Here is a 26,087-nt window from a genome sequence, read left to right on the forward strand (position 1 = left end):
GAGGAAGGAAGCATCGTGAAGGTGATCGACGCGTTCGGGCTGCAGTGCCCCAAGCCGCTCGTGCTGGCGAAGAAGGAGATCGACGCGGGCGTGCGCGAGCTCGCGGTCAAGGTGGATAACGACACAGCGGTGAAGAACCTCTCGCGCCTTGCCGGCACGTCCGGCCTGGGCGTTTCCGTCGAAGGCATCGAGGGCGGGTTCCTCGTGACGTTCTCCGAGGGCGACGGGCCGGCTGGGCAGGCGCCGTCCGCTCCGGCTGCCGCCTGCCCGGCGTCCGGCGGCTGCGGCTACGCGGTGTTCGTCGGCAAGGACCACGTGGGGGAGGGCGACGGCGAGCTCGGCTACAACCTCATGAAGATGGCGCTCTACACCCTGGCCGAATGCGGCGAGCCGCCCGCGTCGCTTTTGTTCATGAACGCGGGCGTGAAGCTGGTGGCCGGCGGCGAGCAGCAGGTGGTCGACAGCGTGAGGAGCCTGATGGAGCAGGGCGCCGAGGTGCTCGTGTGCGGCACGTGCCTGGACTTCTACGGCCTCAAGGACAGGCTCGCGGCGGGCGAGGCGTCCAACATGTACGACATCCTCGGGCGCATGCGCGAGGCCGCCAAAGTGATCTCGCTGTAGGCCGCGCCATGGGTTTCGATTACGTGCTGGCCTTCGAGTCGACGCATGCCGCGATGGCCGCCGACAAATTCCTCTCGCCTGGAGGGGCGAAGCTCATCCCCACGCCGCGCGCCGTGAGCGCCGGCTGCGGCATGTCCCTGCGCTTCACGGCCGCGGACGACGCCGAGGCCCTCGCCCGCGTGCGCTCCGTGGAGGCCGCGCGGGGCCTGGCCGCCCTCTACCGCATGGAAGACGGCGCATGCGACCTGGTAGAGCGCCTGTGAGCATTGTCATCCTGAGCGGAGCGAACGAAGTGAGCGCAGTCGAAGGATCCCGTGCGGCGACAGCCGTGACGCTTACTGCTGGCGCCGCGCGGGATCCTTCGACTCCGCGCTGACGCGCTCCGCTCAGGATGACAAGGGGGGGGGCGCTGACGCGCTCCGCTCAGGATGACAAGGGGGCGAACCGTATCGTCCCCGCCTCGCCCTCGACGACGCAGCCGATGAGCGCGGGGGGCCGTCCGGCGGCCTCGCGGAAGGTCCTCTCGAAGGCAGCGGCACGCTCGGGCGCGACGGCGGCCAGGATGCCTCCCGACGTCTGCGGGTCGCAGATGACGGCCATGCGGTTGTCGAACTCCTCGTCGTCGAGCGCCCCCTGCGCCACGTAGGCCTCGGCCCGGTCCATGATGGCGAAGGTGCGGTTGGGCCTGCAATAGGCCGCCGCATGCTCGAACACCCCTTCGAACAGGGGCAACGCGTCGAAGTCCAGCTCGGCCGCGCAGCCGCTCGCCGCGAGCATCTCGTGGAGGTGCCCCGCCAGCCCGAACCCGGTGACGTCGGTGGCCGCGTGCGCCCCGGCAGCCCGGCACGCCCGCCCGCCGGCGGCGTTGAGCTCCATCATCGACTCCACGACAGGGCGCAGCCCCTCCTCGTCTGCGAGTCCGCACGACTTCGCCGCCACCATGATGCCCGTTCCCAAGGGCTTCGTCAGGTAGAGCGCGTCGCCCGGCCGCGCGCCGGCGTTGGCCAGGATGCGGTCGGGATGCACGGTGCCGAACACGGCCAAGCCGTACTTCGGCTCCGCGTCGTCGATGGTGTGGCCGCCCGCCACGAACGCGCCCGCCTCCCGCACCGCGTCCGCGCCGCCGCGCAGGATGGCCGCCGCCACGTCGGGCCCGAGCGCGCAATCGAGCGCGAGCAGGTTCAGCGCCACGTGCGGCACGGCTCCCATGGCGAACACGTCGGAGAGCGCGTTGGCCGCCGCCACGCGCCCGAACTCGTAGGGATCGTCCACGATGGGCGTGAAGAAGTCCACCGTGAGCACGGCCGCTGCGTCGTCGGAGAGCTTCCAGACGGCGGCGTCGTCGCTCGTCTCGAAGCCGAGCAGCAGCCGCTCGTCGGGAGGCATGCCCGCCGGCGCGGCGATCTTCGCCAGTATGTCCTCGAGGTCGCCCGGACCCCACTTCGCCGCTCAACCGCCCTTCGACGTGAGCGTGGTGAGCATGATGCGCTCCGCTTCACTCATGGATGCTTCCTTCCGTCGCGTTTTTGCCCGCCTGCTCGCTTATCGCGTCGACGAACTCCAGTATGGCATCGTTGCAGTCCAAAGGATAGATGAGGCTTATGGTGACGCGCCCTCCTTCTTCGAGGGGGATGAAGTCGAAGAACGGGTGCGCGCCCGCCCAATCCTCGCAGACGATGACGATGGAGCCGTCCTCCGCCGCCGTGTTGAGGTCGCCCACGTCGTAGGGGGCGCATTCGGCGAGCCGGATGCGCGGATGCTCGGAGACGATGCGGGCCCGCACCAGGTCGTAGGCGGGCGTCGTGTTGGGCGGGCCGAGCAGCACCTTCTCGTCGTGCAGATCCGCGAACGTGAGGCGCTCCTTCTTGCACAGGCGGTGCCCCTGCGGCACCGCGCAGACCACCGGGGTGGTGTAGATGTCCCTGACCCGGCATTTCTTGAACCAGCTCCAGCCTTCGCCGGGCTTGATGGCCGCGGCGACGTCGATCTCGTTCCCCAGTTCGAGGAAGTATTTCTGCCACTGCTCGAACTCGTCGGGGATGGAGACGATGGTCAGCTTCAACGTGGGATGGTCGACCTCGATGTCCTTCCACCATGCGGCGATCTTCCTCGTGGGCCTGAGAAGCGACGTCGCGAGGCGGATGACGTGGGTTTCGGCGCTGCCTATCCGGCGGGCCTCCTCCGTGGCTTTCTGCGATTCCGCGATGAACGCCTTCGCCTTCTCGTACAGGTACTCGCCCGCGGGGGTGGGCTTGATGCCGCGGTTGGTGCGCGAGAGCAGCTCCACGCCGACGTCCCTCTCGAGCAGGTTCACCTGCTTGATGAGCGCGTTGGGCGAGACGAACAGATCCGCCGCCGCTTTCGAGAAGCTCCCGCGCTCGACGACGCGAACGAATCCCTCCAAATGCCGGTCGTGCATCCCCCGTGCCCCCCTCATGCGACTCCAGCCGCATATGAACCTTTTGGTTCAGGCGATTGTACCACATCGGGACTTCCGGATGCTCTGTCCTCCTTCTACCATTGTGAGGCGAAGGCGGTCAGAACGCCTGATGGGGAAAGATGTTGGGGATTCAGGAAGGAGAGGGATCATGTCCAGGCAATTCATCGAGATCGACGAGGAAGTCACCCCGCAGGGAGGCATCAAGCGGCGCGACTTCCTGAAGTGCGCGGCCGTCGGCGCCATGGGGGCGTCCATGGCCTCGCTGTTCGGCTGCAGCCAGGCGCCCGGCGACGCGAAGGCCGCCGAGCCCGAGGGGGCGGCACCTGCGGCTCAGGTGAAGGCCCCCGCGACGACGGGCGCGGTCGCCAGCGGTGGACGCGTCGACCCCCTGACGAGCGACGCGCTCATGCAGCAGGTTCTGGAGGAGTCGGAGGTGGCGGGCGACGTCGTCATGTCGGACGGCACCGTGATCCCCGAGATCTACGTGCGCATGCGCAACCGCATCAACCGCATCGGCAAGGGCATCGGCTCGCATCCCGCCAAGGAGAGCTGGGACATGATCATGTACCTGTTCAGCGAGGAGGACGCCGAGCATTACCTTGAGATGCTCATGCACGAGTTCTTCACGGCGGCCAACTACTCGGTGCTCTCCGGGCGCTCGGAGGACGAATGCGCGGAGATCCTCGAGGACATGGCGGACCGCTGTTTGATCTACCGCGTGCGCCGCGCCGGCCTGACGTACTTCCTGCTGTTGCCCCATATCAACGGCTTCTGGGAGTTCTACGAGCTGAAGCTGGCCTACGAGAGCGGCGACCCCTACAACACGCAGCCGGGAGGCCCCATCGCCGAGTTCAACCAGCAGGGGATCATGGCCGATGCGAACGACTACGACCTGACGTTCCCGCTGTTCCGCTCGTATCCCATCAGCCTCGACGTCATCGAGGGCGACGCCTTCGAGCCGTGGCAGGACTGGCGGGCGCTTATCAAGCGCAACAAGACCATCACGGTGTCGCCGTGCCAATGCCGCACCATGTGGAACGCCCTCGAGGTCGACTATCCCGAGGACCATCCCATCAGGACGTGCCTGTCGCTCGGCGAGATGGCCGAGTACTTCATCGAGAACGGCATCGGCGACCAGATCGCCCAGGATGAGGCCATCGCCGTGGTGGAGGACGCCATCGCGCACGGCATGGTGCCCGAGTCGGTGTGCGCGCAGAATGCCGACATCATCTGCTGCTGCCACGGCGACAGCTGCGGCAACCTCAAGGGCTACCTCGCGGCCGGCGGCGGCAACTGCGGCACGTACTTCAGCGCCTACACGTTGAAGTACGACGCCGAGAAGTGCATCGGCTGCGGGAAGTGCGTCGACATCTGCCCGATGCACTCCGTCACGATCGAGGACGGCAAATGCGTCATGGACGCGCTCTGCGTGCGGTGCGGCCACTGCGTCGAGGCCTGCCCGCAAAGCGCCCGTATCCTGACCCCCACCGAGGGCTATCCGGATCTGCCCAACGAGTACATCGACTGCAACCGCTACTTCGCGAAGGACCGCATGGCTCGCGGGTTGACGGAGGACTTCACCGACACGAAGCTCCAGGTGGAGGCGTAGGGCGAAGGCGATGAGCTGCGGCGGGGGCGTGTGCTTCCGCCGCAGGCTCGGCACGCAGGGGAGAAGGGGTGCTTCATGCATGAGATGTCGCTTGTCCGCAACGTGATGGACATCGTGCTCGAGCGGGCGGAGGCGGCGGGCGCGTCACGCGTCGTCGCCGTGCACGTGCTGGTGGGCGAGGGACGCGATGTGGTCAACGAGCTGTTCGAGGGCCTCTTCCGGTTCCTGGCCCGCGGCACCATCGCCGAGGACGCGGAGCTCGTGCTGGTGGAGATGCCCTATATGGTCCGGTGCAATCGATGCGGCGCGCCGTTCCACCTGAACGTGATGGATGAGGGGACCTGGACCTGCCCTCGCTGCGAAGCGGCGCGGGACTACGCGCTCGTGAGCGGCATGGAGCTGACCATCTCCGAGCTGGAGATCGAAGTCGAGGAACGCGAGGCGCTCATGACCTGCGGCCAGCCCTCGAGCGGTTGAGCTCTTCCTGTCGTCTGAGCGGGTGAAGCGCCGCCCGGGCTGCTGCCCGGACGGCGCTTCGAGGAGGGAGGGACTCGCGTCGAGCAGATGTTTTCGGCTCAGCTGCGTGAGAGGGCGTACTCCGCCGCCTTTCGTCCCGCGTGGGTCGAGATGGCATAGCCGCCGGAGCAGCCGGTGCCGCTCGCGATGTAGTTCTCGCTCGCATAGTTGATGAACACCATGTCGTTCCCGCCGCCGTACACTCCCGGGATGGCCTTCCCGTGTATGTCCATCACGCGCGCGTCCTCGTCGATCTTGATGCACATGGACAGGGCCGTGCCGCCGACGCCGTTCGTGCCCGTCGAGCCGTAATACGGAGGCGCAAGCTCCCTCATGGTTTCGGCTTTGCGGCCGAACGGATCGCTGCCCGTCCTCGCGGCCTCGTTGAACTCGTCGATGGTCTGCTGAAGCACGTCCTTGTCGAGGTATAGCTTCGCCGCCAGCTCCTCCACGGTGTCGGCCTTGGCGATCGTGCCGTCCTCGACGGCGGAAGCGAGCGCGCTCTTCGACCAGGTGGTGATGAGGGTGAACTCCTCATCGTCGAATTGCGTCTGGTCGAAGATGTGGAAGCTGGGGACGGTGAGCAGCTTCCCGTCGACCTGGACGTAGCTCACGGTCTCGTCGCGGTTCCGTTTGCCGGTGTTGTCTGCGATGAGGTAGGAGCGGGGCCCGGTCCAGAACACCGAGTACATGTTGTGTGAGTAGACCCCGCCGGTCTTCTGCTCGACCGTGTTCGAGGGAGATATCGTGCTGTGCCCCGTCACGGCCGCATCCAGGTCGAAGAGCATGCGATGTCCGTCGCCGGTCGCCCAGCCGCCGCCGATGAGCCCCCATCCGTCGGTCTCGGGGTTGTATTGCGCGCGCATGCGCAGGTTGGCCGCGTACGAGCCCGTGGCGACGACGACCGCCTTCGCCTTGTACCTCGTCTTCTTGCCGGAGCTTCTCGCCTCGACCCCGATGACGTTTCCTCCATCGTCGGCGATGAGCGAGAGGGCCGTCGTGTCGGCCACGAGCTCGGCGCCGGCCTGCCTGCATTTCTCCTCGAGGTAGGAGGTGTACACGGCTCCGCCGAGGAGCTTCCCGTCGTCGCCGATCACGCTGTGGCCGCGAGCCACCGGGACGGGGGAGCCGGGGATCTCGGTGTAGAAGCTGTATCCCTCGGCGAAGAGCTGGTTGATGAAGTTTCGCTGCTCCTCTAGGACGATCTTGGCCAAAGTGGGGTCGCAGCGTCCCGCAGCCGCCTCGATCCAGTCGGCGTAGGCCCCTTCGATCGTGTCGTCAGCTCCGGTGCGGGGGTCGATGTCCCCGTTGGCCTTCATGGCATCGGTGGCGGCTGCGTAGAACACGCCCTGGTTGATGGCCCAGTTCCCTCCGAACGTCGAGTTCTTCTCGATGCCTATCACCTTGGCCCCCGACTCAGCGGCGGCAAGGACGGCGGCGAGCCCGGCTCCGCAGCCCACGACCACGACGTCGGCCTCGGCGTCCCATTCCTGGGCCGAGTCCGAAGGGTCGCTCTTCCCCTGGGGAGCGCATCCCGCCAGCGCTCCGGCGCCGACGGCCGCGGCAACCAGTCCTCCGGTGACGAAGTTCCGGCGGGTGAGGCCCTCGTTCTCTTGATTTCTCTTCATGTCCCCTCCTTTTGGTTTCGACGTGCCTGACGCCATGATTGTAGGCTCGGCGGCGCGGACGCTTCCCCGCATATGTCGGAAGGCCTTTTCGCGAAACGAAAAGCGCGTTGCAAATTCTGCGATGCGTTTGCGCTGCGTGCAAACGCCGAGTACTATTGTTGCGGAATCCGGAAAGGGGTCCGAATGGACATCGAGATACTCAGGGAGTTCATGCTGTTCTCACGGGGCGAGGGCCTGTCAAAGACGGCGCGGCAGCTGCACATATCGCCCTCCTCGCTCAGCCGGCACATCGCCCGGATGGAGGCGGACCTCGGCACGCGGCTGTTCGCGCGCAAGGATCCAGCGAAGCTGACGGCCGCCGGCGAGATAGCCCTCGAGGAAGCCTCGCACATCGTCAGCATCTACGACGAGATGGTGCGCAAGATCCATGTTTTGGAGGAGGGCGCCGCAAACAGGATCCGCATCGTCTACCGCCAGGAGGATCGGGCGATGTCCGACGTCGCGTGCATGGCGAAGGCTCTCATCGAGAAGGAGCATCTGCAAGTCGACGTCGAGCTGCTCACGCCGCGCGACAGCTCCATGCGGTCCATGGTCGAGGGGGGAGAAGCCGACGTGGCCCTGATGTACCGCCCCTCCGATCTGGACGAGGAAAGCCTCGGCAGCAGGGTCGTCTTCCATGATCCCCTGGTCATCGGCGCGAATGTGCGCAATCCCGTCGAGCGCAAGGCGAAATACCGCCTCGAGGACTTCTCGGGAAGCGTGTTCTTCTACCCGCTCTGCAAGGCGTTCTCGGATTACTACGATTACGCTCTGAGGCTGTTCGTGGACCGAGGGATCGACTTCAGCGTGCGCTACGTCTCGATCGACACCTCGGACCAGTACTACACGTTCGACGACGATAGGCGCATATGGTGCTTCACCAAAACGTCGTTCCAGGAGGGTCGAAGCCCCATGCCCTCGGTCGCGGAGAGGCGCAGCGTCCTGTGCGAGGTGGCTGAGCCGGGAGTCAATGCCGACCGCCATGCGATCTTCCGAAGGAAGAACGCTCCCGCGTGCCTCGCCCTCGTTCTGGAGAAGCTGGTCGAGGCCAGCCGCGAGAGTAGTCGGCAGCTGGACAGAGGGGAGTGAGCCTCAATCCCCCTCCCTGCATACTTTTTTCGAAAAACTGCATAAAGGGGGTTACCAAACCGTTTCAAACCGCATATACTGCATCCAGTCCTTTAAAAGCGGTACAGAGAGACCGACAAGGTAACACCCTCAAGCGTTCACCTGAACAAGAACGCGCGCGAGCTTGAAGCCTTCGTCTGTCGGAGGTTTTTTTCATGCCCCCGCGCAGACGCCGCCAACTCGGGGGAGGCGCGAGAGCGCCGCCCGGCGGATGAGCAGGTCCGTCTGTACGCGCCCGACGAAAGAAAGGGTGTGTATGAACGACGCAGCAACAGTCAAGACCGTCTGCATGGACGCGGACGAGATCGAGCGGTCGCTGACGCGCATCGCGCATCAGATCCTCGAGGCCAACAAAGGCGCGGGCAACATCGCGCTCGTGGGCATTGTGACCAGGGGAGACCTCCTGGCCAAGCGCCTGGCCGAGAAGATCGAGGCCATCGAGGGCACCAAGGTGCCGCTCGGCAAGCTGGACATCAGCTTCTATCGCGACGACTTCGCGACGCACTTCGCCCCCGAGGTGCACTCCACCGACATCCTCTTCGACCTGGACGGGAAGGACATCGTGCTCGTGGACGACGTCCTCTACACCGGCCGCACCATCCGCGCCGCGCTCGACGCGCTCATGGACATCGGCCGCCCCAAGACGGTTCAGCTGGCCGTGCTGGTGGACCGCGGGCACCGCGAGCTGCCCATCCGCGCCGACTTCGTGGGCAAGAACGTGCCCTCGGCCGCCGATGAGAACGTGCGCCTGTTCCTGGAGGAGACGGACGGCAAGTCCGAGGTGGAGATTTTGGAAATCGCACCGGGCACCCGCGCGGGCTCGGCGCCGCTGGGAGGTGAATAGGGCATGGCCTTCAACCACAAGCACCTGATAGATATCACGGAGTACTCCGCCGACGATATCATGACCGTCCTGGAGACGGCCGTCCGCTTCAAGGAAGTGAACGAGCGCCGCATCAAGCAGGTCCCTACGCTCAAGGGCGTCACCATCGTGAACATGTTCAACGAGCCGTCCACGCGCACGCGTTCGTCGTTCGAGATCGCCGAGAAGCGTCTCTCCGCTAACAGCCTGAACTTCGGTGGCTCGTCCACCTCCACGGTGAAGGGCGAGAGCCTGGTGGACACGGTGGAAACGCTCTGCGCCTACAAGATCGACATGATCATCGTGCGCGACAAGCACGCCGGCGTGCCGCGCAAGATTGCCGACGTCTCCGGCGCGCACGTCATCGACGCGGGCGACGGCAAGCACCAGCACCCCACGCAGGCCCTGCTCGACCTGTACTCCATCTGGGAGGTCAAGGGCGACCTGGCCGGCCTCAAGGTGGGCGTCGTGGGCGACATCGGCCACTCCCGCGTGTGCGGCAGCCTCATCCCCGCGCTGAAGATCATTGGCTGCGAGGTGACGGTCATCGCCCCGCCCACGCTCCTTCCCGCGCGCCCCGACATCCTGGGCGCCGACCACGTGACCACGAAGCTCGACGAGGCGCTGCCGGAGCTCGACGTGGTGTACATGCTGCGCATCCAGCGCGAGCGCCTCGAGGGCGCGCCGTACCCCAGCCTGCGCGAGTACAACCTGCTCTACGGCCTTACCAAGGAGCGCGAGCACCTCATGAAGCCCGACGCCCTCATCTGCCACCCCGGCCCCATCAACCGCGGCGTGGAGCTGGACAGCTACATGGCCGACCATCCGAAGCGCTCGGTCATCCTCGATCAGGTGTACGCCGGAATTCTGACCCGCATGGCGGAAATGTATCTTCTTCTGGGAGGGAGCGAAGATGGCCTTACTGCTTAAAAACGCCCACGTGATCGACCCGCAGGTCGGTCTGAACGAGACGGCCGACATCCTTGTGCGCGACGGGAAGATCGTCGAAGTCGGCCAGGGCCTCACGATGGAGAAGGGCGTCGAGCGCGACCTTTCCGGCAAGATCGTCGTGCCCGGTCTCGTGGACATGCACGTGCATCTGCGCGAGCCCGGCTACGAGCAGAAGGAGGACATCGCCTCCGGCACGCGCGCCGCAGCCCACGGCGGCTTCACGGCGGTGTGCTGCATGCCCAACACCAAGCCCGTCATCGACAACGCGGTGGGCGTCGAATATGTGAAGGCCCGCGCGGCGGCCGTCGGCAAGTGCCGCGTGCACGTGGCCGGCTCGTGCAGCCAGGGGCTCAAGGGCGAGACGCTCTCCGAGATGGGCGACATGGTGGCCCACGGTGCCGTCGCCTTCACCGACGACGGCCGCGGCGTGCAGGGCGCGGGCATGATGCGCCGCGTCATGGACTACGCCGCCCAGTTCGACCGCGTGGTCATGAGCCACTGCCAGGACGAGGACCTGGTGGGCGCGGGCCAGGTGAATGAGGGCGTCGTGTCCACGCGCCTGGGGATGCTCGGCTGGCCGGCCGAGGGCGAGGAGATCCAGATCGCCCGCGACATCGCCGTCTGCCGCCTGACGGGCTGCCCGCTGCACATCCAGCACCTCACCACCGCGCGCGGCCTGGAGCTCGTGCGCGCCGCGAAGGCCGAGGGCCTGCCCGTCACCTGCGAGGTCACGCCGCACCACCTGTTCCTCACCGAGGATGCTATCGGCGACGACTACAACACCTTCCTCAAGGTGAACCCGCCGCTGCGCACCGCCGAGGACGCCGCCGCGCTGGTGGAGGGGGTCGTGGACGGCACGGTGGACGCCATCGTCACCGACCATGCGCCGCACACCGAGTACGAGAAGAACTGCGAGTTCGAGCTGGCGCCCTTCGGCATGACCGGCCTGGAGACGTCGCTTGCGCTCGTCATCACGAACCTGGTGGCGCCGGGGAAGATTACCTGGGAGCGCGCCGTGGAGCTCATGGCCGCGAAGCCCCGCGAGATCCTGCGCGTCGAGCGCGTGGCGCTCGAGCCGGGCGCGACCGCCGACCTCACGGTCATCGACCCCGAGGCCGCCTGGACGGTGGACGCCGCCGAGTTCCTGTCGAAGGCGGGCAACTCCGGCTTCATCGGCGCTGAGCTCACCGGCCGCGCCACCGACGTCTACGTGGGCGGCTACGCCACCCTCGAGGACGGCGCCATCGTCGAGTAACCCTCGCTTCGCATGTCGTCGAAGGCCCGCGCCGCACCTCCGGCGCGGGCCTTCGCGTTTTCGGGCACCCGAAGTCACGGTTTTGGCCGCTCTGAAGCTCGGTCGCGCTTCCTGCGCCGAACGCTTTCAAGAAAGCCCAGGTCATGGGTTATCTGGATCTTCATGCGTCGCGCGGACTCTCTTGTAACCGCCTTTCGGGGCGCGAAAAGGCTTCAGAACGGCCAAAACTGTGACTCGCGCGCCCGTTTTCCGCGTGGTACCATAGGCGCATCAAAGAGCCAGTGCAGGCGCGCTTCCCCTTCGGACGCCGCCCATGCGGAAGCCGTCGCCCTCGCTTCCCCTACCACACCTGCAAGATCCTCTCAGAACCTGGGCGTTCGGAGGGGGTAGTGCGCCTATGACGGGCACGCGGGTCTACTTCAGTCATCTAACTTCGCTTCAAGTGTTGCGGGCGCTGAGCCCTGCGGAGCGCGCGCCGCTGCGAGGCGCCGTTCGCGTTCTGCCCGATCATGCGCCGGGCAAAGCCGAGCTTGAGGAGGTCGTCGAACGTCTGCGGGAGACGCATCCCGGCATGCGCATCGACTGGCCGGCTCACGTGCTCGTGAGCGACGATGCGCATCGCCGTCTGGCGAGCGATTGCCGCGAGCACGTATGCGCTGCGCCGCTGGCGGGTAGGGAGTTCTGCCGCGTGATGGAAGGCGTGTACGCGGCGTGCCCCCCTCTCGCGATCGCGCAGACCGCGGTGCATGCGGCCAGTCAGGCGGCTCTGCTGGAATTGGTGTACGAGGCCTGCGGAACGTACCAGACGCGTCGCACGGGCGTCGATTCGGCCTACGACGTTGCGCCTCTCGCGTCGGTGGACGATCTGCGAGCGTTCGTCGCGCGCAATCCCTCGCTCAATGGAGCCGGCAAGCTCGCCCGCGTCCTGCGCTACGCGGCCGACGACTCCGCCTCGGCGCGAGAGACGAAGCAGGCGCTCGTGTTGGGCTTTCCGCTGCGGCAGGGCGGTGAAGGGCTCGGCATTCCCCGCATGAACTTCGTCGTGCGGGCGAGCCCGGCGGCGCGCGTCATCTCGGGGCGGTCGAGCTTCCGCTGCGATTTGTGCTGGCCGGAGGCCAAGCTCGACGTGGAGTATCAGAGCCGCTTCGCTCACGAAGGCGAGGGCAACCGTCTGAAGGACTCGCGCAGGACGAACGCCCTCATGTCGATGGGCTGGACGGTGATCGGCGTCACCAACGACGAGCTCGACAGCCTCGCGGCGACCGAGACGATCGCGCGCACGATACGCCGCCACCTCGGCAAGCGCGTGAGCGTTCGCTACGACGACCTCCATGCGCGCAAGCTCAAGCTCAGGCGCCAGCTGGGGCTGGGCGTGGGCTACGATTAAGGCGTCTCCGCCCGCAAGCCGCCGAAGAACCGCGCCGCGATCGCTCGGCGCGGTTCTTCGCGTTTTCAGGGGTTCCGATGCAGCAAATTCACCGCTCTGAAGCTCTCTTGCGGCGTGATTGCATGGCCGAGCGCGACGCTGTCCGAGAAATGCCAGGTCACAAGCTCGCATGCTGGGATGTGCTTCGCAATCGGCCCCCTGTTGGCGTTTTCCAAGGGTGAAAAAGCTTCAGAGCGGTGAATTTGCAGCACTTGAGAGGCGAAAACGGAGAAGTATCGAACATCCGCGCAGGATCCCTCGACTCCGCACCTGCGGCGCTCCGCTTAGACAAACGCAGGCCGCCAGCCGGGGAGGGGGGGCGGCTGGCGGCCTGCCGGTATCGACCGTGAGCGCTCGACCAGGAATAGGATCGTTCTCTCCGGCGGGACGCGCGGGGCGCATGCTATCATGGTCGCGGAATCGAGCGAAGGGAGAGCGGGGCATGGCGAAGGTCACGGCGAAGGGGTGCCTGGGCGGCATAGGGGCCTTCCTGTGCGGTGCGTTCGGCCTGCTGCTTTTGCTGGCGCTGCCGCGGGCGTGCGCGACGTCCCTGAACGACGAGCCCTCCTGCCCCGAGCCTCTCCCGCCTTCGGCGGTGGTGAAGACCCCGTACTACGCCGACGAGGACGGCGGCTGGATCAGGTATCCGAACCAGCTGGTCACGGGCATGCGCGCCTTCCAGGACGAGACGGGCGTGCAGCCCTACCTCCATATCCTGTCCGACGGCGCGAGCGCCTCCTCCGCCGACCTCGACCGTCGCGCGCAGGAGCTCTACGGCGAGCTTTTCGAGGACGAGGCGCACTTCCTGGTCGTGTTCTGCGACGATGGGCGCGGATCGTACTTCTTCGGCTACGCGGTGGGAGAGAAGGCGCGCGAGCTGGTGGGCGACGAGGCGATCGCCGCCTTCGAGGAGGAGTTCGACGAGGCCTACTATCGCTACTCCACGCGCGCGTTCGAGGAGCAGATGTTCTCGGAGGCGTTCGAGAAGGCCGGCACGGTGGCGATGGGGGAGTACCGCGGCGCCGAGCGGGTCGGATCCGCTCTCGGCGTGTTCATCGCGTTCTCCCTCACGTTCCTGCTTGCGGTGGCGCTTCTGGGCGTGGCGGCGCTGTACGTGTACGCGCTGGTCAAACGCCGCAAGAACAAGGAGGAGCGCATCAGCAGGCTCATGTCGGAACCCCTGCGGAAGTTCAGCGACGCGCGGATCGAGCGCCTGGCGCGCAAGTACGAGGACTCCCCCGGCGACGACGGCGGGCCCGCGCCGCGCGTGTGAGCGCAGGGGTGCACCCGCGGTGGAATCGTGCGGGCGCGCGGCGTGCTTCTGTCCGCGTTCTAGTACAATAGGCCCGAGAGAGAGCGCCGCCGTCGGAACAGTGCCGGACGCGGCGAATCGGAGGAGAAGGAGCGCCATGGGCAGGTCGGGCGGCGGAGGATTCGGGGGAGGCGGCTTCGGCGGCTTCTCCGGCGGCGGCCGGTCGTCGGGCGGCTTCTCGGGCGGAGGCGGCCGCAGCTCGCTGCCGTTTGGCGGCGGTCGCAGCAGCGGCGGGCCCTCCTACGGGGGAGGCGGCTTTGGCGGCAACGGGCTCGGCATGGGCATGCTGCTCGGCCACCTGCTCAGCTCGCAGCGCTCGGGCGGCGGAGGCGGCGGCTTCTTCCCGCCCGACGACCCCCGGCCGCCTCAGGTCGACGGCCCTTCCGGCGGCAGCGGACGCGGTTGCGGCTGCGCCATCGTGGCGTTGTCGGCGGTGCTCCTGTTGCTCGTCGTCTTGGCGCTGTTCCCCGTCGGCTCATGCTCGGCGGGCTCGAGCATCGACGCCTCCACCCACGAGCGGCAGGCCCTGCCCGCCTCGGCCGTGACCGAGACGGCCTACTACACCGATGAGGACGGCGGCTGGGTGTCCAACGGGAGCCAGCTGGAAAGCGGCTTGCGGGCGTTCCAGCGCGAGACGGGCGTGCAGCCCCACGTCTACATCCTGCCGAACGGCGAGACGACGTCGGTGCAGGCGCTCGGCGAGCGCGCCGCGGCGCTCTACGACGAGCTGTTCGCCGACGAGGGCCACTTCCTGCTCGTGTTCTGCGACGACGGCCGCGGCTCGTACAACTGCGGATACGCGGCGGGCTCGCAGGCGCAGACCGTCATGGACGACGAGGCGGTGGGCATCCTCGCCGACTACCTCGCGCGCTACTACGCGGATTACTCGCTTTCCGAGGAGCAGATATTCTCCAAGACGTTCGAGGACACGGGCGCGCGCATCATGACCGTGACGCAGTCGCCCGTCGTGCCCGTCGTCGCGTGCCTGGCCGTCGTGGCCGTGGCGGCGCTCGCGTTCGCGGCGTTCAGGGCGCGCCAGAAGCGCAAGGAGCGCGAGTCGCAGCGCGTCGAGCAGGTGCTCAACACCCCGCTCGAGAAGTTCGGCGATCAAAACGTGGAAGACCTCGCGCGAAAGTACGAGGAGAGCGAATAGAGACGGCCGAAGGGCCAGACAGGAGAAGAATATGGGCATACTGGACCGCTTCGCCGACATCGTGAAGGCGAACATCAACGAGCTGCTCGACCGCGCGGAGGACCCCGCCAAGATGATCGACCAGTACCTGCGCGACCTGACCGAGAGCCTTGCCGAGGTCAAGCAGGAGACGGCCGGCGTCATGGCCGAGGAGGCGCGCACGAAGCGCCTGGTGGACGACAACGCTGAGGAAGTCGCCCGTTACGACGGCCTGGCGCGCAAGGCGCTCGAGGCCGGCAACGAGGGCGATGCCCGCACGTTTCTGGCCAAGAAGCAGGAGCTGGCCGCGAAGGGCGAGGCTCTGGCCAGCGCCTACCAGGCCGCGAGCGGCAACGCCTCGAAGATGCGCGAGATGCACGACAAGCTGGTGAGCGACATCGAGACGCTCAACGGCCGCCGCGAGGCCATCAAGGCGAAGGTGGCCGTGGCCAAGACGCAGGACAAGGTGAACGACCTGACCGGCGCCGCCGACAAGGCCGAGGGCGCCATGAGCGCGTTCAACCGCATGGAGGCCAAGGCCGACGAGATGCTCGACCGAGCGAACGCCATGGAGGAGCTGAACGCCCAGCCCGTCGACGAGGCGGCGACGCTCGAGGCGAAGTACGCGAACGCCGGCAGCGACGCGTCGGTGGACGACGAGCTTGCGAAGCTGAAGGAGGAGATGGGGCTCTAGCCGCCTTCTCCGTCCCGGGCCCCGGCCGCCGATGCGCGCCCGGGGCTCTTTTTCTGCCCTGGGAGACCGCTTCTTTGCATAAATCTACCTCCAATCATAGAAATACTGCATTTTCAGACCGATCGATTCGAAATAGTCGTATACTTGCTTGCAACCTTTAAGGCGGTACGGAGAGACCGGCAAGGTACGCGACCTATCAGCTTGCATGCGCCGCCTCCTGTCTTCGGATGGAGGCGTTTTTTGTAGGCCGGGGCGCCCGACGGAAAGGAACAGGCTTGAGCAAGAAAGCGGACGAGCTGCTGGCGGGAACATCGAAGGCCGCTGGAGCGCCGGCGGCGCTCGTGCTGGAGGACGGCGCCGTGTTTCGCGGCACGTCATGCGGGGCGGCGGGGGAGGCGTTCGGCGAGATCTGCTTCAACACGTCGCTGGAGGGCTACCTCGAGGTGATCACCGACCCGTCCTACGCGGGGCAGATCGTGACCATGACATACCCCCAGATCGGTAACTACGGCGTGAACTCGGACGATACGCAGGCGGCGCGCCCGGCTCTGCGGGGCCTCGTGGTGCGCGATATGTGCGCCACGCCGTCGAACTGGCGCAGCGAGATGTCGCTGGGCGACTATCTGCGCGAACAGGGCGTGGTGGCGGTTGAGGGCGTGGACACCCGCGCGCTCGTGCGCCACGTGCGCGACCATGGCGCGCAGCGGGCGGTGATCTCCACGGCGGACATGGACGAGGCGAGCCTTTTGCGGAAGGTGCGCGCGAGCGCGTCCATCGTGGGGGCGAACCTCGCGGCTACGGTGTCGTGCGAGGCGCCCTACGAGGTGGGCGCGGGCGACCTGCCGGCGAGCCAGGCGTTCGCCGTGGCGCCGCCCGCCGAGGCGCGCTTCCGGGTGGTGGCCTACGATTGCGGCGCCAAGCGCTCCATCCTGCAGAACCTCGTGCGCGCGGGCTGCGCCGTCACGGCCGTGCCGTGGGATACGCCGGCCGAAGAGGTGCTTGCCATGGAACCCGACGGCGTGTTCCTGAGCAACGGCCCGGGCGACCCCGAGGCCGTGGAGGGCACGTACACCCAGGTGGAGAAGCTGCTCGGCCAGGTTCCCGTGTTCGGCATCTGCCTGGGGCACCAGATGATGGCGAAGGCGGCGGGCGCCGAGATCGAGAAGCTCAAGTTCGGGCATCGCGGCGGCAACCATCCCGTGATGAACCTGCTCACGGGCCGCGTGGAGATCACGGCGCAGAACCACGGCTTCGGCCTGGTATTCCCGAGCCTGGGCGAGCTCGTGCCCAGCCTGTCGGGCGGCTTCGACGCGCACGAGGCCGACCTGCGCGCCTGGGTGGAGCGCGGCGTCGCGCCGGTCGTGGACAACCCGCGCTTCGGCCGCATCCGCCTCACGCACGTGAACCTCAACGACGGCACCGCCGAGGGGGTGGCGTTCCTCGACATCCCCGCGTTCAGCGTGCAGTACCACCCCGAGGCCTCGCCCGGCCCCACCGACGCCCACTACCTGTTCACGGCGTTCACGCGTTTGATGGAGGGCCAATCCGTCATCCTGAGCGAGCGAAGCGAGTCGAAGGATCCTTCCAAAACCTCCGCCTCCTTCACCGGCGAGGACTACCTGGACATCGATATCGCCGCCGACCGCCTGGCCGGCTGGACCTTCGGCGAGCAAGCCGCCACCGTGGCGGGGGCGAAAGGAGGCTCCCATGCCTAAGCGCGACGACATCAGCACCATCCTCGTCATCGGGTCCGGTCCCATCGTCATCGGGCAGGCGTGCGAGTTCGACTACTCGGGCGCGCAGGCGTGCAAGGTGCTCAAAGCCGACGGCTACCGCGTGGTGCTCGTGAACTCCAACCCCGCCACCATCATGACCGACCCGGGCCTGGCCGACCGCACCTACGTGGAGCCCATCACGCCCGAGTTCGTGGAGCAGGTCATCGCCAAGGAGCGCCCGGACGCCCTCCTGCCCACGCTCGGCGGCCAGACCGGCCTCAACACGGCCGTCGACCTTGCGCGCGCGGGCGTCCTCGACAAGTACGGCATGGAGATGATCGGCTGCGACCTGGCCGCCATCGAGCGCGGCGAGGACCGCAAGCTCTTCAACGAGTGCATGGCCGAGTTGGGCATCGAGACGTCGAGAAGCGGCTACGCCTACTCGCTGGCCGACGCCGAGGCCATCGTGGCCGAGCTGGGATATCCCGTGGTGCTGCGCCCCTCGTTCACGCTCGGCGGCGCGGGCGGCGGCATCGCGCACGACGAGGCGGAGCTGCACGAGATCGTGGGGCAGGGCCTGGAGCTGTCGCCTGCCGGCGAAGTGCTCGTGGAGGAGAGCATCGAGGGCTGGAAGGAATTCGAGATGGAGGTCATGCGCGATAGGGCCGGCAACGGCATCATCGTGTGCTCCATCGAGAACTTCGACCCCATGGGCGTGCACACGGGCGACTCCATCACGGTGGCCCCCGCGCAGACGCTCTCGGACGTGGAATACCAGCGCATGCGCGCGGCGTCGCTTGCCATCCTGGAGAAGATCGGCGTGGAAACCGGCGGCTCCAACGTGCAGTTCGCCGTCAACCCGGAGAACGGCCGCATGATCGTGATCGAGATGAACCCGCGCGTGTCGCGCTCCTCGGCCCTCGCGTCGAAGGCCACGGGCTTCCCCATCGCGAAGGCGGCGGCGAAGCTGGCCGTGGGCTACACGCTCGACGAGATCGTGAACGACATCACGAAGGCCACGCCCGCCTGCTTCGAGCCCTCCATCGACTACTGCGTGGTGAAGGTGCCGCGCTTCGCCTTCGAGAAGTTCGCCGGCACCGACGATACGCTCTCCACCCGCATGAAGGCCGTGGGCGAGGTCATGGCCATCGGCCGCACCTTCGAGGAGGCGCTCGGCAAGGCCATGCGCTCGCTGGAGAACGGGCGTGCGGGCCTCGGTGCCGACGGCAAGGACGCGGACCTGCCGGATGGCGAGGCGTTCGACGACCTCGTGGCGCGCCCGACGGCCGACCGCATCTTCTATCTGGCCGAGGCGCTGCGCCGCGGTTGGACGGTGGACGAGGCGCATGCGGCCACGGGCATCGACCCCTGGTTCATCGCGCGCATGGCCGACATCGTGCGCGTGCAGGAGAACCTGCGCGGCACGCGGCTCGACGAGCTGGACGCCGACGCGTTCCGCCTGCTCAAGCGCATGGGGCTCTCCGACGCGCAGATCGCGCACCTCACCGGAAGCGACGAGCTCACGGTGCGCACGTGCCGCAAGATGCTGCACGTGGTGCCCGCGTTCAAGACGGTGGATACCTGCGCAGCCGAGTTCCCCAGCTCAACGGCCTACCACTACAAGACCTACGACGCCGATGAGACCGAGGTGGCGCCCAAGTCGCGCCGCCGCGCCATGATCCTGGGCGCGGGGCCGAACCGCATCGGCCAGGGCATCGAGTTCGACTACTGCTGCGTGCACGCGAGCTATGCGCTTGCCGAGGCCGGCTTCGAGACCATCATGGTGAACTGCAACCCCGAGACGGTGTCCACCGATTACGACACCTCCGACAAGCTGTATTTCGAGCCGCTCACGTTCGAAGACGTCATGGACATCGTGGACGTGGAGCGTCCCGACGGCGTGGTGGTCACGCTCGGCGGCCAGACGCCGCTCAAGCTGGCGAACGCGCTGGCCGAGGCCGGCGTGCCCATCATGGGTACCTCGCCGGAGGCCATCGACCTGGCCGAGGATCGCGACCGCTTCAGCGCCATCTTGGACGAGCTCGGCATCACCTACCCGGCTGCCGGCATGGCCTCCACGTATCAAGAGGCCTGCGTCGTGGCCGACCAGATAGGGTTCCCGCTGCTCGTGCGTCCGAGCTATGTGCTGGGCGGGCGCGGCATGGGCATCGTCTACGACGGCGCGCAGCTGGAGAAGTACATGGCCGAGGCCGCGAAGATATCGCCCGATCACCCGGTGTATCTCGACCGCTTCCTGGAGGGTGCCGTGGAGGTGGACCTCGACGCGCTCTGCGACGGCGAGGCGGTGTACGTGGGCGGCATCCTGGAGCACATCGAGATGGCGGGCATCCACTCGGGCGACTCGGCCTGCTGCACGCCGCCCTTCGCGCTCTCAGAGGCCGTGCAGGCCCAGCTCATGGCCATCGCGCGCCGCCTGGCGCTGCGCCTGGGCGTAGTGGGGCTCATCAACATCCAGTTCGCTATAAAAGACCAGGTCATCTACATCATCGAGGCCAACCCGCGCGCAAGCCGCACCGTGCCGTTCACGTCGAAGGCCACGGGCGTGCCGCTCGCGAAGATGGCCGCGCGCATCATGGCGGGCGAGAAGATAGCCGACTTGGGCCTGCCGCCCGATGACCGCCGCCTTGAGCACTTCAGCGTGAAGGAGGCCGTCATGCCCTTCGGCCGCTTCCCCGGCGCCGACACCGTGCTCGGCCCTGAGATGAAGTCGACCGGCGAGGTCATGGGCATCGCGCGCAACTTCCCCTGCGCGTTCGCGAAGACGCAGCTGGCCATCAGCTACGCGCTGCCCGAGGGCGGCACGGTGTTCATCAGCGTGTGCGACCGCGACAAGCGCGCCATCGTGTCCATCGCGCGCGACGTGGTGCGCCTGGGATTTCGCCTGGTGGCGACCGGGGGCACGGCGCGGGCCCTGCGCGCGGCCGGCGTGGAGTGCGAAGAGGTGAAGAAGATTCACGAGGGCGAGCCAAACGTGCGCGACATGATAGCGGGCGGCGAGGTGTCGCTCATGATCAACACGCCGTTCGGCCACGCCACGCGCGCCGATGGCTACGAGCTGCGCCTTGAGGCAGTGAAGCACGGCGTGACCCACGTCACGAACCTCGCGAGCGCCCAGGCGATGGTCACCGCCATCGAGGTCGCCCGCGAAAGCGGCCTGACCGTAGTAGCCCTCCAAGACCTCCCCCAGTGGGAGTAGGCATTTCGGTCGAGCGGCGATTCTTCGCCGCTCGACCGTTGCTCCTAGACGCCATTCAGTTGGCTAGAAACTCTGTGAGCAGGCGGTCTGGGTTCTCCATGAAGCGTTTGAGGACGTCCCATTCCAGCGTTTCCTCTGCGTCTACGCGGCGCACCTCGTCATCGAACTGGTAGATGACGGCTCCTGGCGCGGTGAGCAGGATGGGGGAGTGGGTGGCCACGACCAGCTGCGAGCCCGCCTGAGCCAGCCGCACGATCTCGGCCAAGAGTGCCACCTGGCCCAGCTGCGAGAGCCCCGTCTCGGGCTCGTCGAGCACGTAGAACCCCTCGCCGCCGAAGCGGCGCGACACCAGTGCAAGGATGCCCTCGCCGTGCGAGCGGGCGTGCAGCGACCGCCCGCCGAAGTAGCGCATGTCGTCCTCGAGTGCGTCCATCTCCGAGATAAGGTTGAACATCGTGTCCGAGCGCACGAAGAAGCTGTCGCGCGGCCGGCAGATGCCCCTAAGCAGACGCATGTGGTCGCAGAGCTCGGAGTGGGTGTCGCGCACCGAGAACGTGTAGTTGCGCGAGCCGCCTTCGGGGTTGAGGCCGTAGGCCACGCCCATCGCCTCCAGCAGCGTCGATTTGCCCGTGCCGTTCTCGCCGCAGAAGAACGTGACGCGCTGGCCCAGGTCGAGCGCTCGCAGGCTCGCGATGGCCGGCACGTTGAACGGGTAGACGCACCGGTCGGGGACGCCCGTCCAGTCGATGGCGAGCGAGGTCACGAAGACGTCGTCGCGCATGTCCATCTCCTTTCGTCTGCTCGCGTCAGGACGTGCGCGGCTCGTCCACGCGCTCCATCAAGTAGGCGGCCACCTCGGGGAAGTCGCGCACGACGCGCATGAGCGTGTCGGCCGTGCGGTTCTGGAACACCGAGCCGTTCTCCCAGCGCACGACCGTCTTCGGCCCCGCGCCGATGAGCTTCTCGAACTTGGCCTGCGAGAGCCCCAGGCCCTGCCGGAGCTCCCGCACCTCGTCGCCCGAAAGCAGCCCGTTGTCCCGCTTGTACTGGTCGACCGCGCGCCGGTGGATCTCACCCGCGAGCCCTCCGGCGAAATACGACTCGCCGCATTCGCAGCACATGTCGTAGGTGACGTCGTCGACGACGATGGGCTCGCCTTTGACGTCCCATTCGATGGGCCCGTGGATCTGCGAAATCTTGCCTCCGCAGATCGGGCATTTCTGCAAACCTACCATGCGTAACCCCATTCTTTGCACGACATGACGATGACTTCGCCAAAGGTGTCATCGACGATGAACTTCACGTAGAAGACTCCGCGCAGCCCTCCTTCGTCGTAATGGCATCGGTACACGTCGGCCCAAGCGCCGTCTACGCTTCGGGGAGGGGAGGACTCGAAGAACTCCGCGCTCTCCAGCGAAAGGATCATGTCGCACGAAGCCTCGGCGTAGTGCCCGTGGGCGATGAGCCAGGAGCAGCTCTTCCTTGTCGTGCGATACCGGCCTTCCCTTATCAACCGCTTTACTTCCGCGAGATCGTAGTGCGGCTCTTTCCCGTTCATGGTAGCACCTTGCTACCACTAGCAGTATACGAAACAGGAATGCGGATTGCAAGAGGGCAGAGCATGTTGCCACCTCCTCGTCGAGTACGGCTGTCCCCGAACGGGTTAGGAGGTTGCTCCAGCCACTATAAGAACTTATGTTCGTATAGTACCATAGCATGCACAATAAGGGAACACCTGTTTGTAAAAAATGAGCTCATTTCGCGCTTGCCTTCAAGAACTCCACGATCTCGCGCTCCTGCTCGGGGGTGAAGGCGCCCATATGGGCGCGGCCGGGCATGAGCCGGCAGGTAACGTTGGGGATGATGCGCTCGGCCTGCGGAAGGACGCGGGCGGCGGGGAAGAGGTGGTCGGCATCTCCCGCCATCACGAGCGTGGGCGCGGTGCAGGCGGCCATGCGCTCGGGGTCGACGTCGGTGGGCATGCCGGCCTTCACCTTGGAATGGTCGATGGTGGCGCGCGCCGTGGCCAGCGTCTCGGCGTCGATGACGTCGGGCGTGCCCGCCATGGGCAAAAGCGTCTTCACGAACCACGACTCCTGGTGCGTGAGCATATACATGATCATCGGCCCCATCATGGAGGCACTGTTCAGCAGGGGCGCGTTCTTGATGCCCGACGGCACGAACAGCACCGCGCGCTCCACCTTCTCGGGCGCGACGCACATGAGCTTCGCCAGGATGCCCGCGCCGAACGAGCCGCCGATACAGCGCATGCGCGGGAATCCCAGCCCGTCGATCACCTGCGACGCCCACTCGCCGTACGCGTAGCCGGACGCTGGCAGGCAGGTCTCGTCGCTCTTGCCGGGGTGGCCGATAGTGTCCACCGCGAACACACGGAAGTCTCCGCGCAGCAGAAACGGGGACGTGACCAGGTTGTGCGCCGTCGTCGAGTTGCCGCCGTGGAACGACAGCACGGGAATGCCGTCCGGGTTGCCGGTGACCACCACGTGCGTGCGCCCGAACGCCGTGTCCACGTAGACGTCCTCGAACGGGCAGCCGATGCGGGCCATCTGCTCGTCGTACAAATCGAGGACGGCGCGCTTGCCTGACGCGCTCTTGTAGATGGATTTCATGTCGCTCACGCTTTCTTCGCTTTCGGCGGCCTCGCGGATCCGCGCTTGACGGTCACGTCGAGCGCCGCGAGCGCGTCCAGCACCTCATGGGCGGCCGCGTCTGCCTGCGCGGCGTCCAATCCGCGTGCGTCCACCACCTCGCGCACGGCCGCCGCATAGTCGCGCTTGTGCCGCTCGTTCAGCTCGGTCCAGTCCACGTGCGCAAATCCTTCGGCCACCTGGCGGTCGAAGGGCAGCCGCCCCTGCGCCATGAGCACAGCGATGACCGGATAGCCCGCGTAGCCCTGCCAGTACGTGGCGTTGTCGTTCGACGAATACGCAGAGCCGTCCTCGCTCCACGCCACCGTGTACGCCTTCGCGCCGTTCGACGAGGCCACCGTCGCGCGCCGCCCCTCTGCGTCGAACGCCACGCGCCCGTCCGCCAGCGCGCTCCACGCCTCGAACACCTTCGCCAAAGGCGGCAGCTTCTCCATCATCGCTCCTGTTCGCTCGTTGCCCGTCGAGGGAAGTATACGCCTTGAGAGCGGCGGGTCGAGCTCGGGATCCTCCGACTCGCTTCGCTCGCTCAGGATGACATGCTGTACTACATCAATCAGCCTTCCCTTAGCGCTCGAAGGCCATGAGGCCGCAGTCGCAGGCGTGGTCGAGGAAGACCGCCTCGTCGCCGGCCGGTTTGAAGCGCAGGAGCTTCAGCACGACGGCCAGGTCGCCGCCTCCTCCGAGGATCATGAGCGCGCCCACCCCGAACCACACGAGCGACCCGGTGGCGTAGGATACGAGCACGGGAAGCAGGCCCAGCACGACGGTGGGCGCGAGCGCGCCGATCACGTAGGCGTGCTTCGGCAGCGGCTCGGAGCACGTGCAGTACGGGGTGAGGTACTGCCAGATCACGCCGAACGACACCGCCTTCCAGCCGCTCTTCGCGAACGCGCTCCACACGAGCCCGTGGATGAGCTCGTGCACGGCGGCCAGCACGAGGAAGGACGCCGACAAGATGAGGAGGCCCCAGGGTCCGAGCGATCCCGCGCCCGAAGGGTGCAACGCGAAGAAGCCGACTCCCAGCACGGCGATGATCGGCAGCGAGAGCACGACCGCGCCCAGGTTGGCGGCCACGACGCCGATGACGAGCGGGTGGGATCGGAAGCCCTGCTCCTCGAAGTCCGCGCACGTCCGCTCGAACGCCTCCATGCGCGCGAGCTCCGCCTTCGTGAGCGTGCGCTCCTTCTGTCCCATGCGCCTTCCTTTCCGTTCGGCAGCCCGTCCGCCTCAGGCACGCGCGACCATGATATCGGTAAGCTCCAACCCCCGGAAGGCCGCATGCTCCTCGGCGAGCGCTCGCAGCACGCCCTCGTCCGGCCCCGCCTCCCAGAGCTCGGCCTCCACGTCCAGCTTCCCGCCGCGCTTGCGGCCCTTCCACAGGCCGACCACGGCGCCGCGATGCACGACGGCACCGGGGTTGGACACGGTCGTCCACACGCGGCGCTGCCGCGCCTTGTCGGCCAGCAGCACGGCGCGGTCGCGCTGGTCGAGGTAGGGGTCGTGCGGGCCGAGGAGAAGCGTCTCGCGCTCGAGCGGCTCCGGGCGCAGCAGGTGCTCGAGGTCGCAGGCCAGCACGAACGCGCGCTTTCCGTCCACGGCAACCGGCGCGACCTCGTCGGCGACCTGCGCCCACATGCGCCGCGCTTGCGCGCCCGAGCAGCCGAGCCATGACGCGAGCATCGCCGGGGTGGCCGGCCCGTAGCAGCGCATGAGCTTCCGCACGAGCTGCGCGGCCGCGTCGGGAGGCGGCTCCAAGGCGCGCCCTGTCCAGCTGCCATACGACGTGAATGTCGGCGCCTGTCCCCGCCGCTCGCCGAACACGACGCGCCCCTCGAAGGCGCACGGCCGCAACAGGAACGACGCCACCGCGCCGCCCACCGTCTGCACGTCGGGCCTTCCGTACATCGACGGCGCGCGCCACGCCTCCAGCTTGCCCGTGGGGATCGACGGCTCCATCCACGAGGCCACCAGGCGGTCGAGCTTGGGCTTTCCCTCCACCACCAGGCCGTCGAGGCGCCCCATGGCCGACCGCTGGACATCCAGAAGCTCGTCGAAGCCCAGCCCCAGCGCGTCGAGCGCGAGCCCGATGCCGTCCGTGTATATCCACGGCTCGCCCGCTTCCGGCACAAGCGCCGAGAGGAACGCACCAGCCTCGGCCTCCGGGAACACGTAGGGCGCGCCCCGCAGGCTCCACGCCTGCACGAGGCCGCCGCCGCGCGCGAGCAGCCGCGCCGTGCCGTCCGCGCCGAGCGACGGCGCGCGGTTCGCGAGAGCGGTCTCCCACGCGCCGGGAGGGGAGTTCTGCATGCCGCACGCCCCGACGAGCGTGAGCGCATCCGCCGCCGGGTACGCCCGATCCAGATGGTGCGCGCGCAGTCGGAAGCTCCTCACCTGCTCCACGCTCGCCTCGTCCATGGGCCGCCTCCTTTCCGTCGCGCCCTAGTATATAGGTAGCGGGAGTCCAGCGCAGCTTGGCGCGCATTGTCGCACCGTGTTGCGACAAATGCTTCATGTGAACCATTTGTTCAGACTCCCTGTTTGACGCGCAATCGACCGCCTTGGGGGGGGGGTGCACGCGAATCGGGCCTCTTGAGCACGAAAACCCTCGACGTGAAAGGATCCCGGCTGGCCGCGCGGGCGCCGGATTTTTGCGACCTGGGAAAACGTCGGGAGCCTTCAGCTTGGGGAGCCGATGCGCCCCCTTTTCCGCCGCCGAACCTTTCACGTCGAGGGTTTTCGTGTCGGGCGGCCCCGCTTCGTGTGCGGCGGCAGCTGGAAGCGTCACGGCTGGCACCGCACGGGTTCCTTCGGCTCCGATCCCTTCGGTCGCTTCG

24 protein-coding genes are annotated in these 26,087 nt (G+C 67.2%); 14 read left to right on the forward strand and 10 right to left on the reverse strand.

The window, feature by feature from the left end:
- Positions 1–15: 15 nt before the first annotated feature.
- Together yedF and FX134_RS01955 are read left to right on the forward strand one after the other, a co-directional pair.
- Positions 16–621 carry a sulfurtransferase-like selenium metabolism protein YedF gene (yedF, locus tag FX134_RS01950; RefSeq protein WP_197735959.1) on the forward strand — a complete coding sequence of 202 codons (606 nt, stop codon included), beginning with the start codon at positions 16–18 and terminating at the stop codon, positions 619–621.
- Between the two features lie 8 nt (positions 622–629).
- Positions 630–884 (forward strand): DUF3343 domain-containing protein, encoded by a 255-nt coding sequence (locus tag FX134_RS01955; RefSeq protein ID WP_080797291.1) that lies wholly within the window; start codon positions 630–632, stop codon positions 882–884.
- A 160-nt stretch (positions 885–1,044) separates the two neighbouring features.
- Here FX134_RS01955 and selD read toward each other — a convergent pair whose 3' ends face one another.
- Entirely contained in the window at positions 1,045–2,124 is a 1,080-nt protein-coding gene (gene selD / locus FX134_RS01960) for a selenide, water dikinase SelD (RefSeq protein WP_080797292.1), read from the reverse strand.
- On the reverse strand, positions 2,117–3,040 hold the full coding sequence (locus tag FX134_RS01965; protein ID WP_172623339.1) for a LysR family transcriptional regulator: 924 nt from the start codon (positions 3,038–3,040) through the stop codon (positions 2,117–2,119). Before FX134_RS01965 ends, selD begins: the two co-directional genes overlap by 8 nt.
- Positions 3,041–3,209: 169 nt before the next feature.
- Between FX134_RS01965 and FX134_RS01970 the strand changes: the two genes are divergently transcribed.
- On the forward strand, positions 3,210–4,670 hold the full coding sequence (locus FX134_RS01970) for a 4Fe-4S binding protein (RefSeq protein WP_172623340.1): 1,461 nt from the start codon (positions 3,210–3,212) through the stop codon (positions 4,668–4,670).
- A gap of 75 nt (positions 4,671–4,745) precedes the next feature.
- Complete coding sequence (locus FX134_RS01975) at positions 4,746–5,147, forward strand: hydrogenase maturation nickel metallochaperone HypA/HybF (protein ID WP_080797295.1); 402 nt, start codon at positions 4,746–4,748, stop codon at positions 5,145–5,147.
- A 98-nt stretch (positions 5,148–5,245) separates the two neighbouring features.
- Here FX134_RS01975 and FX134_RS01980 read toward each other — a convergent pair whose 3' ends face one another.
- On the reverse strand, positions 5,246–6,814 hold the full coding sequence (locus FX134_RS01980) for an FAD-dependent oxidoreductase (protein WP_172623341.1): 1,569 nt from the start codon (positions 6,812–6,814) through the stop codon (positions 5,246–5,248).
- A gap of 183 nt (positions 6,815–6,997) precedes the next feature.
- Between FX134_RS01980 and FX134_RS01985 the strand changes: the two genes are divergently transcribed.
- The 10 genes from FX134_RS01985 to carB all read left to right on the forward strand — a co-directional run bounded on the left by FX134_RS01985 (position 6,998) and on the right by carB (position 20,584).
- Positions 6,998–7,942 carry a LysR family transcriptional regulator gene (locus FX134_RS01985; protein ID WP_172623342.1) on the forward strand — a complete coding sequence of 315 codons (945 nt, stop codon included), beginning with the start codon at positions 6,998–7,000 and terminating at the stop codon, positions 7,940–7,942.
- Between the two features lie 295 nt (positions 7,943–8,237).
- Complete coding sequence (pyrR, locus tag FX134_RS01990; protein WP_080797298.1) at positions 8,238–8,825, forward strand: bifunctional pyr operon transcriptional regulator/uracil phosphoribosyltransferase PyrR; 588 nt, start codon at positions 8,238–8,240, stop codon at positions 8,823–8,825.
- Positions 8,826–8,828: 3 nt separating this feature from the next.
- On the forward strand, positions 8,829–9,773 hold the full coding sequence (locus FX134_RS01995; protein WP_080797299.1) for an aspartate carbamoyltransferase catalytic subunit: 945 nt from the start codon (positions 8,829–8,831) through the stop codon (positions 9,771–9,773).
- Positions 9,757–11,049, forward strand: coding sequence for a dihydroorotase (locus FX134_RS02000; protein WP_080797300.1), 1,293 nt, complete (start codon positions 9,757–9,759; stop codon positions 11,047–11,049). Before FX134_RS01995 ends, FX134_RS02000 begins: the two co-directional genes overlap by 17 nt.
- Before the next feature lie 397 nt (positions 11,050–11,446).
- Positions 11,447–12,436 (forward strand): PDDEXK family nuclease, encoded by a 990-nt coding sequence (locus tag FX134_RS02005; RefSeq protein WP_080797301.1) that lies wholly within the window; start codon positions 11,447–11,449, stop codon positions 12,434–12,436.
- A 481-nt stretch (positions 12,437–12,917) separates the two neighbouring features.
- Positions 12,918–13,748: a hypothetical protein gene (locus FX134_RS02010; RefSeq protein WP_080797302.1), complete on the forward strand. Its 831-nt coding sequence runs from the start codon at positions 12,918–12,920 to the stop codon at positions 13,746–13,748.
- A gap of 136 nt (positions 13,749–13,884) precedes the next feature.
- The gene (locus FX134_RS14665; protein ID WP_197735960.1) at positions 13,885–14,940 is read left to right on the forward strand and encodes a hypothetical protein; all 1,056 of its coding nucleotides are present in this window, start codon (positions 13,885–13,887) and stop codon (positions 14,938–14,940) included.
- A 31-nt stretch (positions 14,941–14,971) separates the two neighbouring features.
- Positions 14,972–15,652, forward strand: a complete 681-nt coding sequence (locus tag FX134_RS02020; protein WP_080797303.1) for a PspA/IM30 family protein — start codon at positions 14,972–14,974, stop codon at positions 15,650–15,652.
- Between the two features lie 275 nt (positions 15,653–15,927).
- On the forward strand, positions 15,928–17,367 hold the full coding sequence (gene carA, locus FX134_RS02025) for a glutamine-hydrolyzing carbamoyl-phosphate synthase small subunit (RefSeq protein WP_080797304.1): 1,440 nt from the start codon (positions 15,928–15,930) through the stop codon (positions 17,365–17,367).
- Positions 17,360–20,584 (forward strand): carbamoyl-phosphate synthase large subunit, encoded by a 3,225-nt coding sequence (carB, locus tag FX134_RS02030; RefSeq protein WP_080797305.1) that lies wholly within the window; start codon positions 17,360–17,362, stop codon positions 20,582–20,584. The genes carA and carB overlap by 8 nt, the downstream gene beginning before the upstream one ends.
- Before the next feature lie 55 nt (positions 20,585–20,639).
- Here carB and FX134_RS02035 read toward each other — a convergent pair whose 3' ends face one another.
- The 7 genes from FX134_RS02035 to FX134_RS02065 form a co-directional block, all read right to left on the reverse strand.
- Positions 20,640–21,365 (reverse strand): AAA family ATPase, encoded by a 726-nt coding sequence (locus FX134_RS02035; RefSeq protein WP_080803652.1) that lies wholly within the window; start codon positions 21,363–21,365, stop codon positions 20,640–20,642.
- Positions 21,366–21,390: 25 nt separating this feature from the next.
- Positions 21,391–21,819 carry a type II toxin-antitoxin system MqsA family antitoxin gene (locus FX134_RS02040; RefSeq protein ID WP_080797306.1) on the reverse strand — a complete coding sequence of 143 codons (429 nt, stop codon included), beginning with the start codon at positions 21,817–21,819 and terminating at the stop codon, positions 21,391–21,393.
- Positions 21,813–22,142 (reverse strand): type II toxin-antitoxin system MqsR family toxin, encoded by a 330-nt coding sequence (locus tag FX134_RS02045; protein WP_080797307.1) that lies wholly within the window; start codon positions 22,140–22,142, stop codon positions 21,813–21,815. The genes FX134_RS02040 and FX134_RS02045 overlap by 7 nt, the downstream gene beginning before the upstream one ends.
- Before the next feature lie 196 nt (positions 22,143–22,338).
- Positions 22,339–23,214, reverse strand: coding sequence for an alpha/beta fold hydrolase (locus FX134_RS02050; RefSeq protein ID WP_080797308.1), 876 nt, complete (start codon positions 23,212–23,214; stop codon positions 22,339–22,341).
- Between the two features lie 5 nt (positions 23,215–23,219).
- Positions 23,220–23,690, reverse strand: coding sequence for a hypothetical protein (locus tag FX134_RS02055; protein ID WP_197735962.1), 471 nt, complete (start codon positions 23,688–23,690; stop codon positions 23,220–23,222).
- A 127-nt stretch (positions 23,691–23,817) separates the two neighbouring features.
- Positions 23,818–24,447, reverse strand: coding sequence for a DUF3267 domain-containing protein (locus tag FX134_RS02060; protein ID WP_080797309.1), 630 nt, complete (start codon positions 24,445–24,447; stop codon positions 23,818–23,820).
- A gap of 33 nt (positions 24,448–24,480) precedes the next feature.
- On the reverse strand, positions 24,481–25,668 hold the full coding sequence (locus FX134_RS02065) for a winged helix DNA-binding domain-containing protein (RefSeq protein ID WP_080797310.1): 1,188 nt from the start codon (positions 25,666–25,668) through the stop codon (positions 24,481–24,483).
- Between the last annotated feature and the right edge of the window lie 419 nt (positions 25,669–26,087).

Origin of the sequence: Arabiibacter massiliensis, assembly GCF_902386925.1 — a bacterium.
Classification (GTDB): domain Bacteria; phylum Actinomycetota; class Coriobacteriia; order Coriobacteriales; family Eggerthellaceae; genus Arabiibacter; species Arabiibacter massiliensis.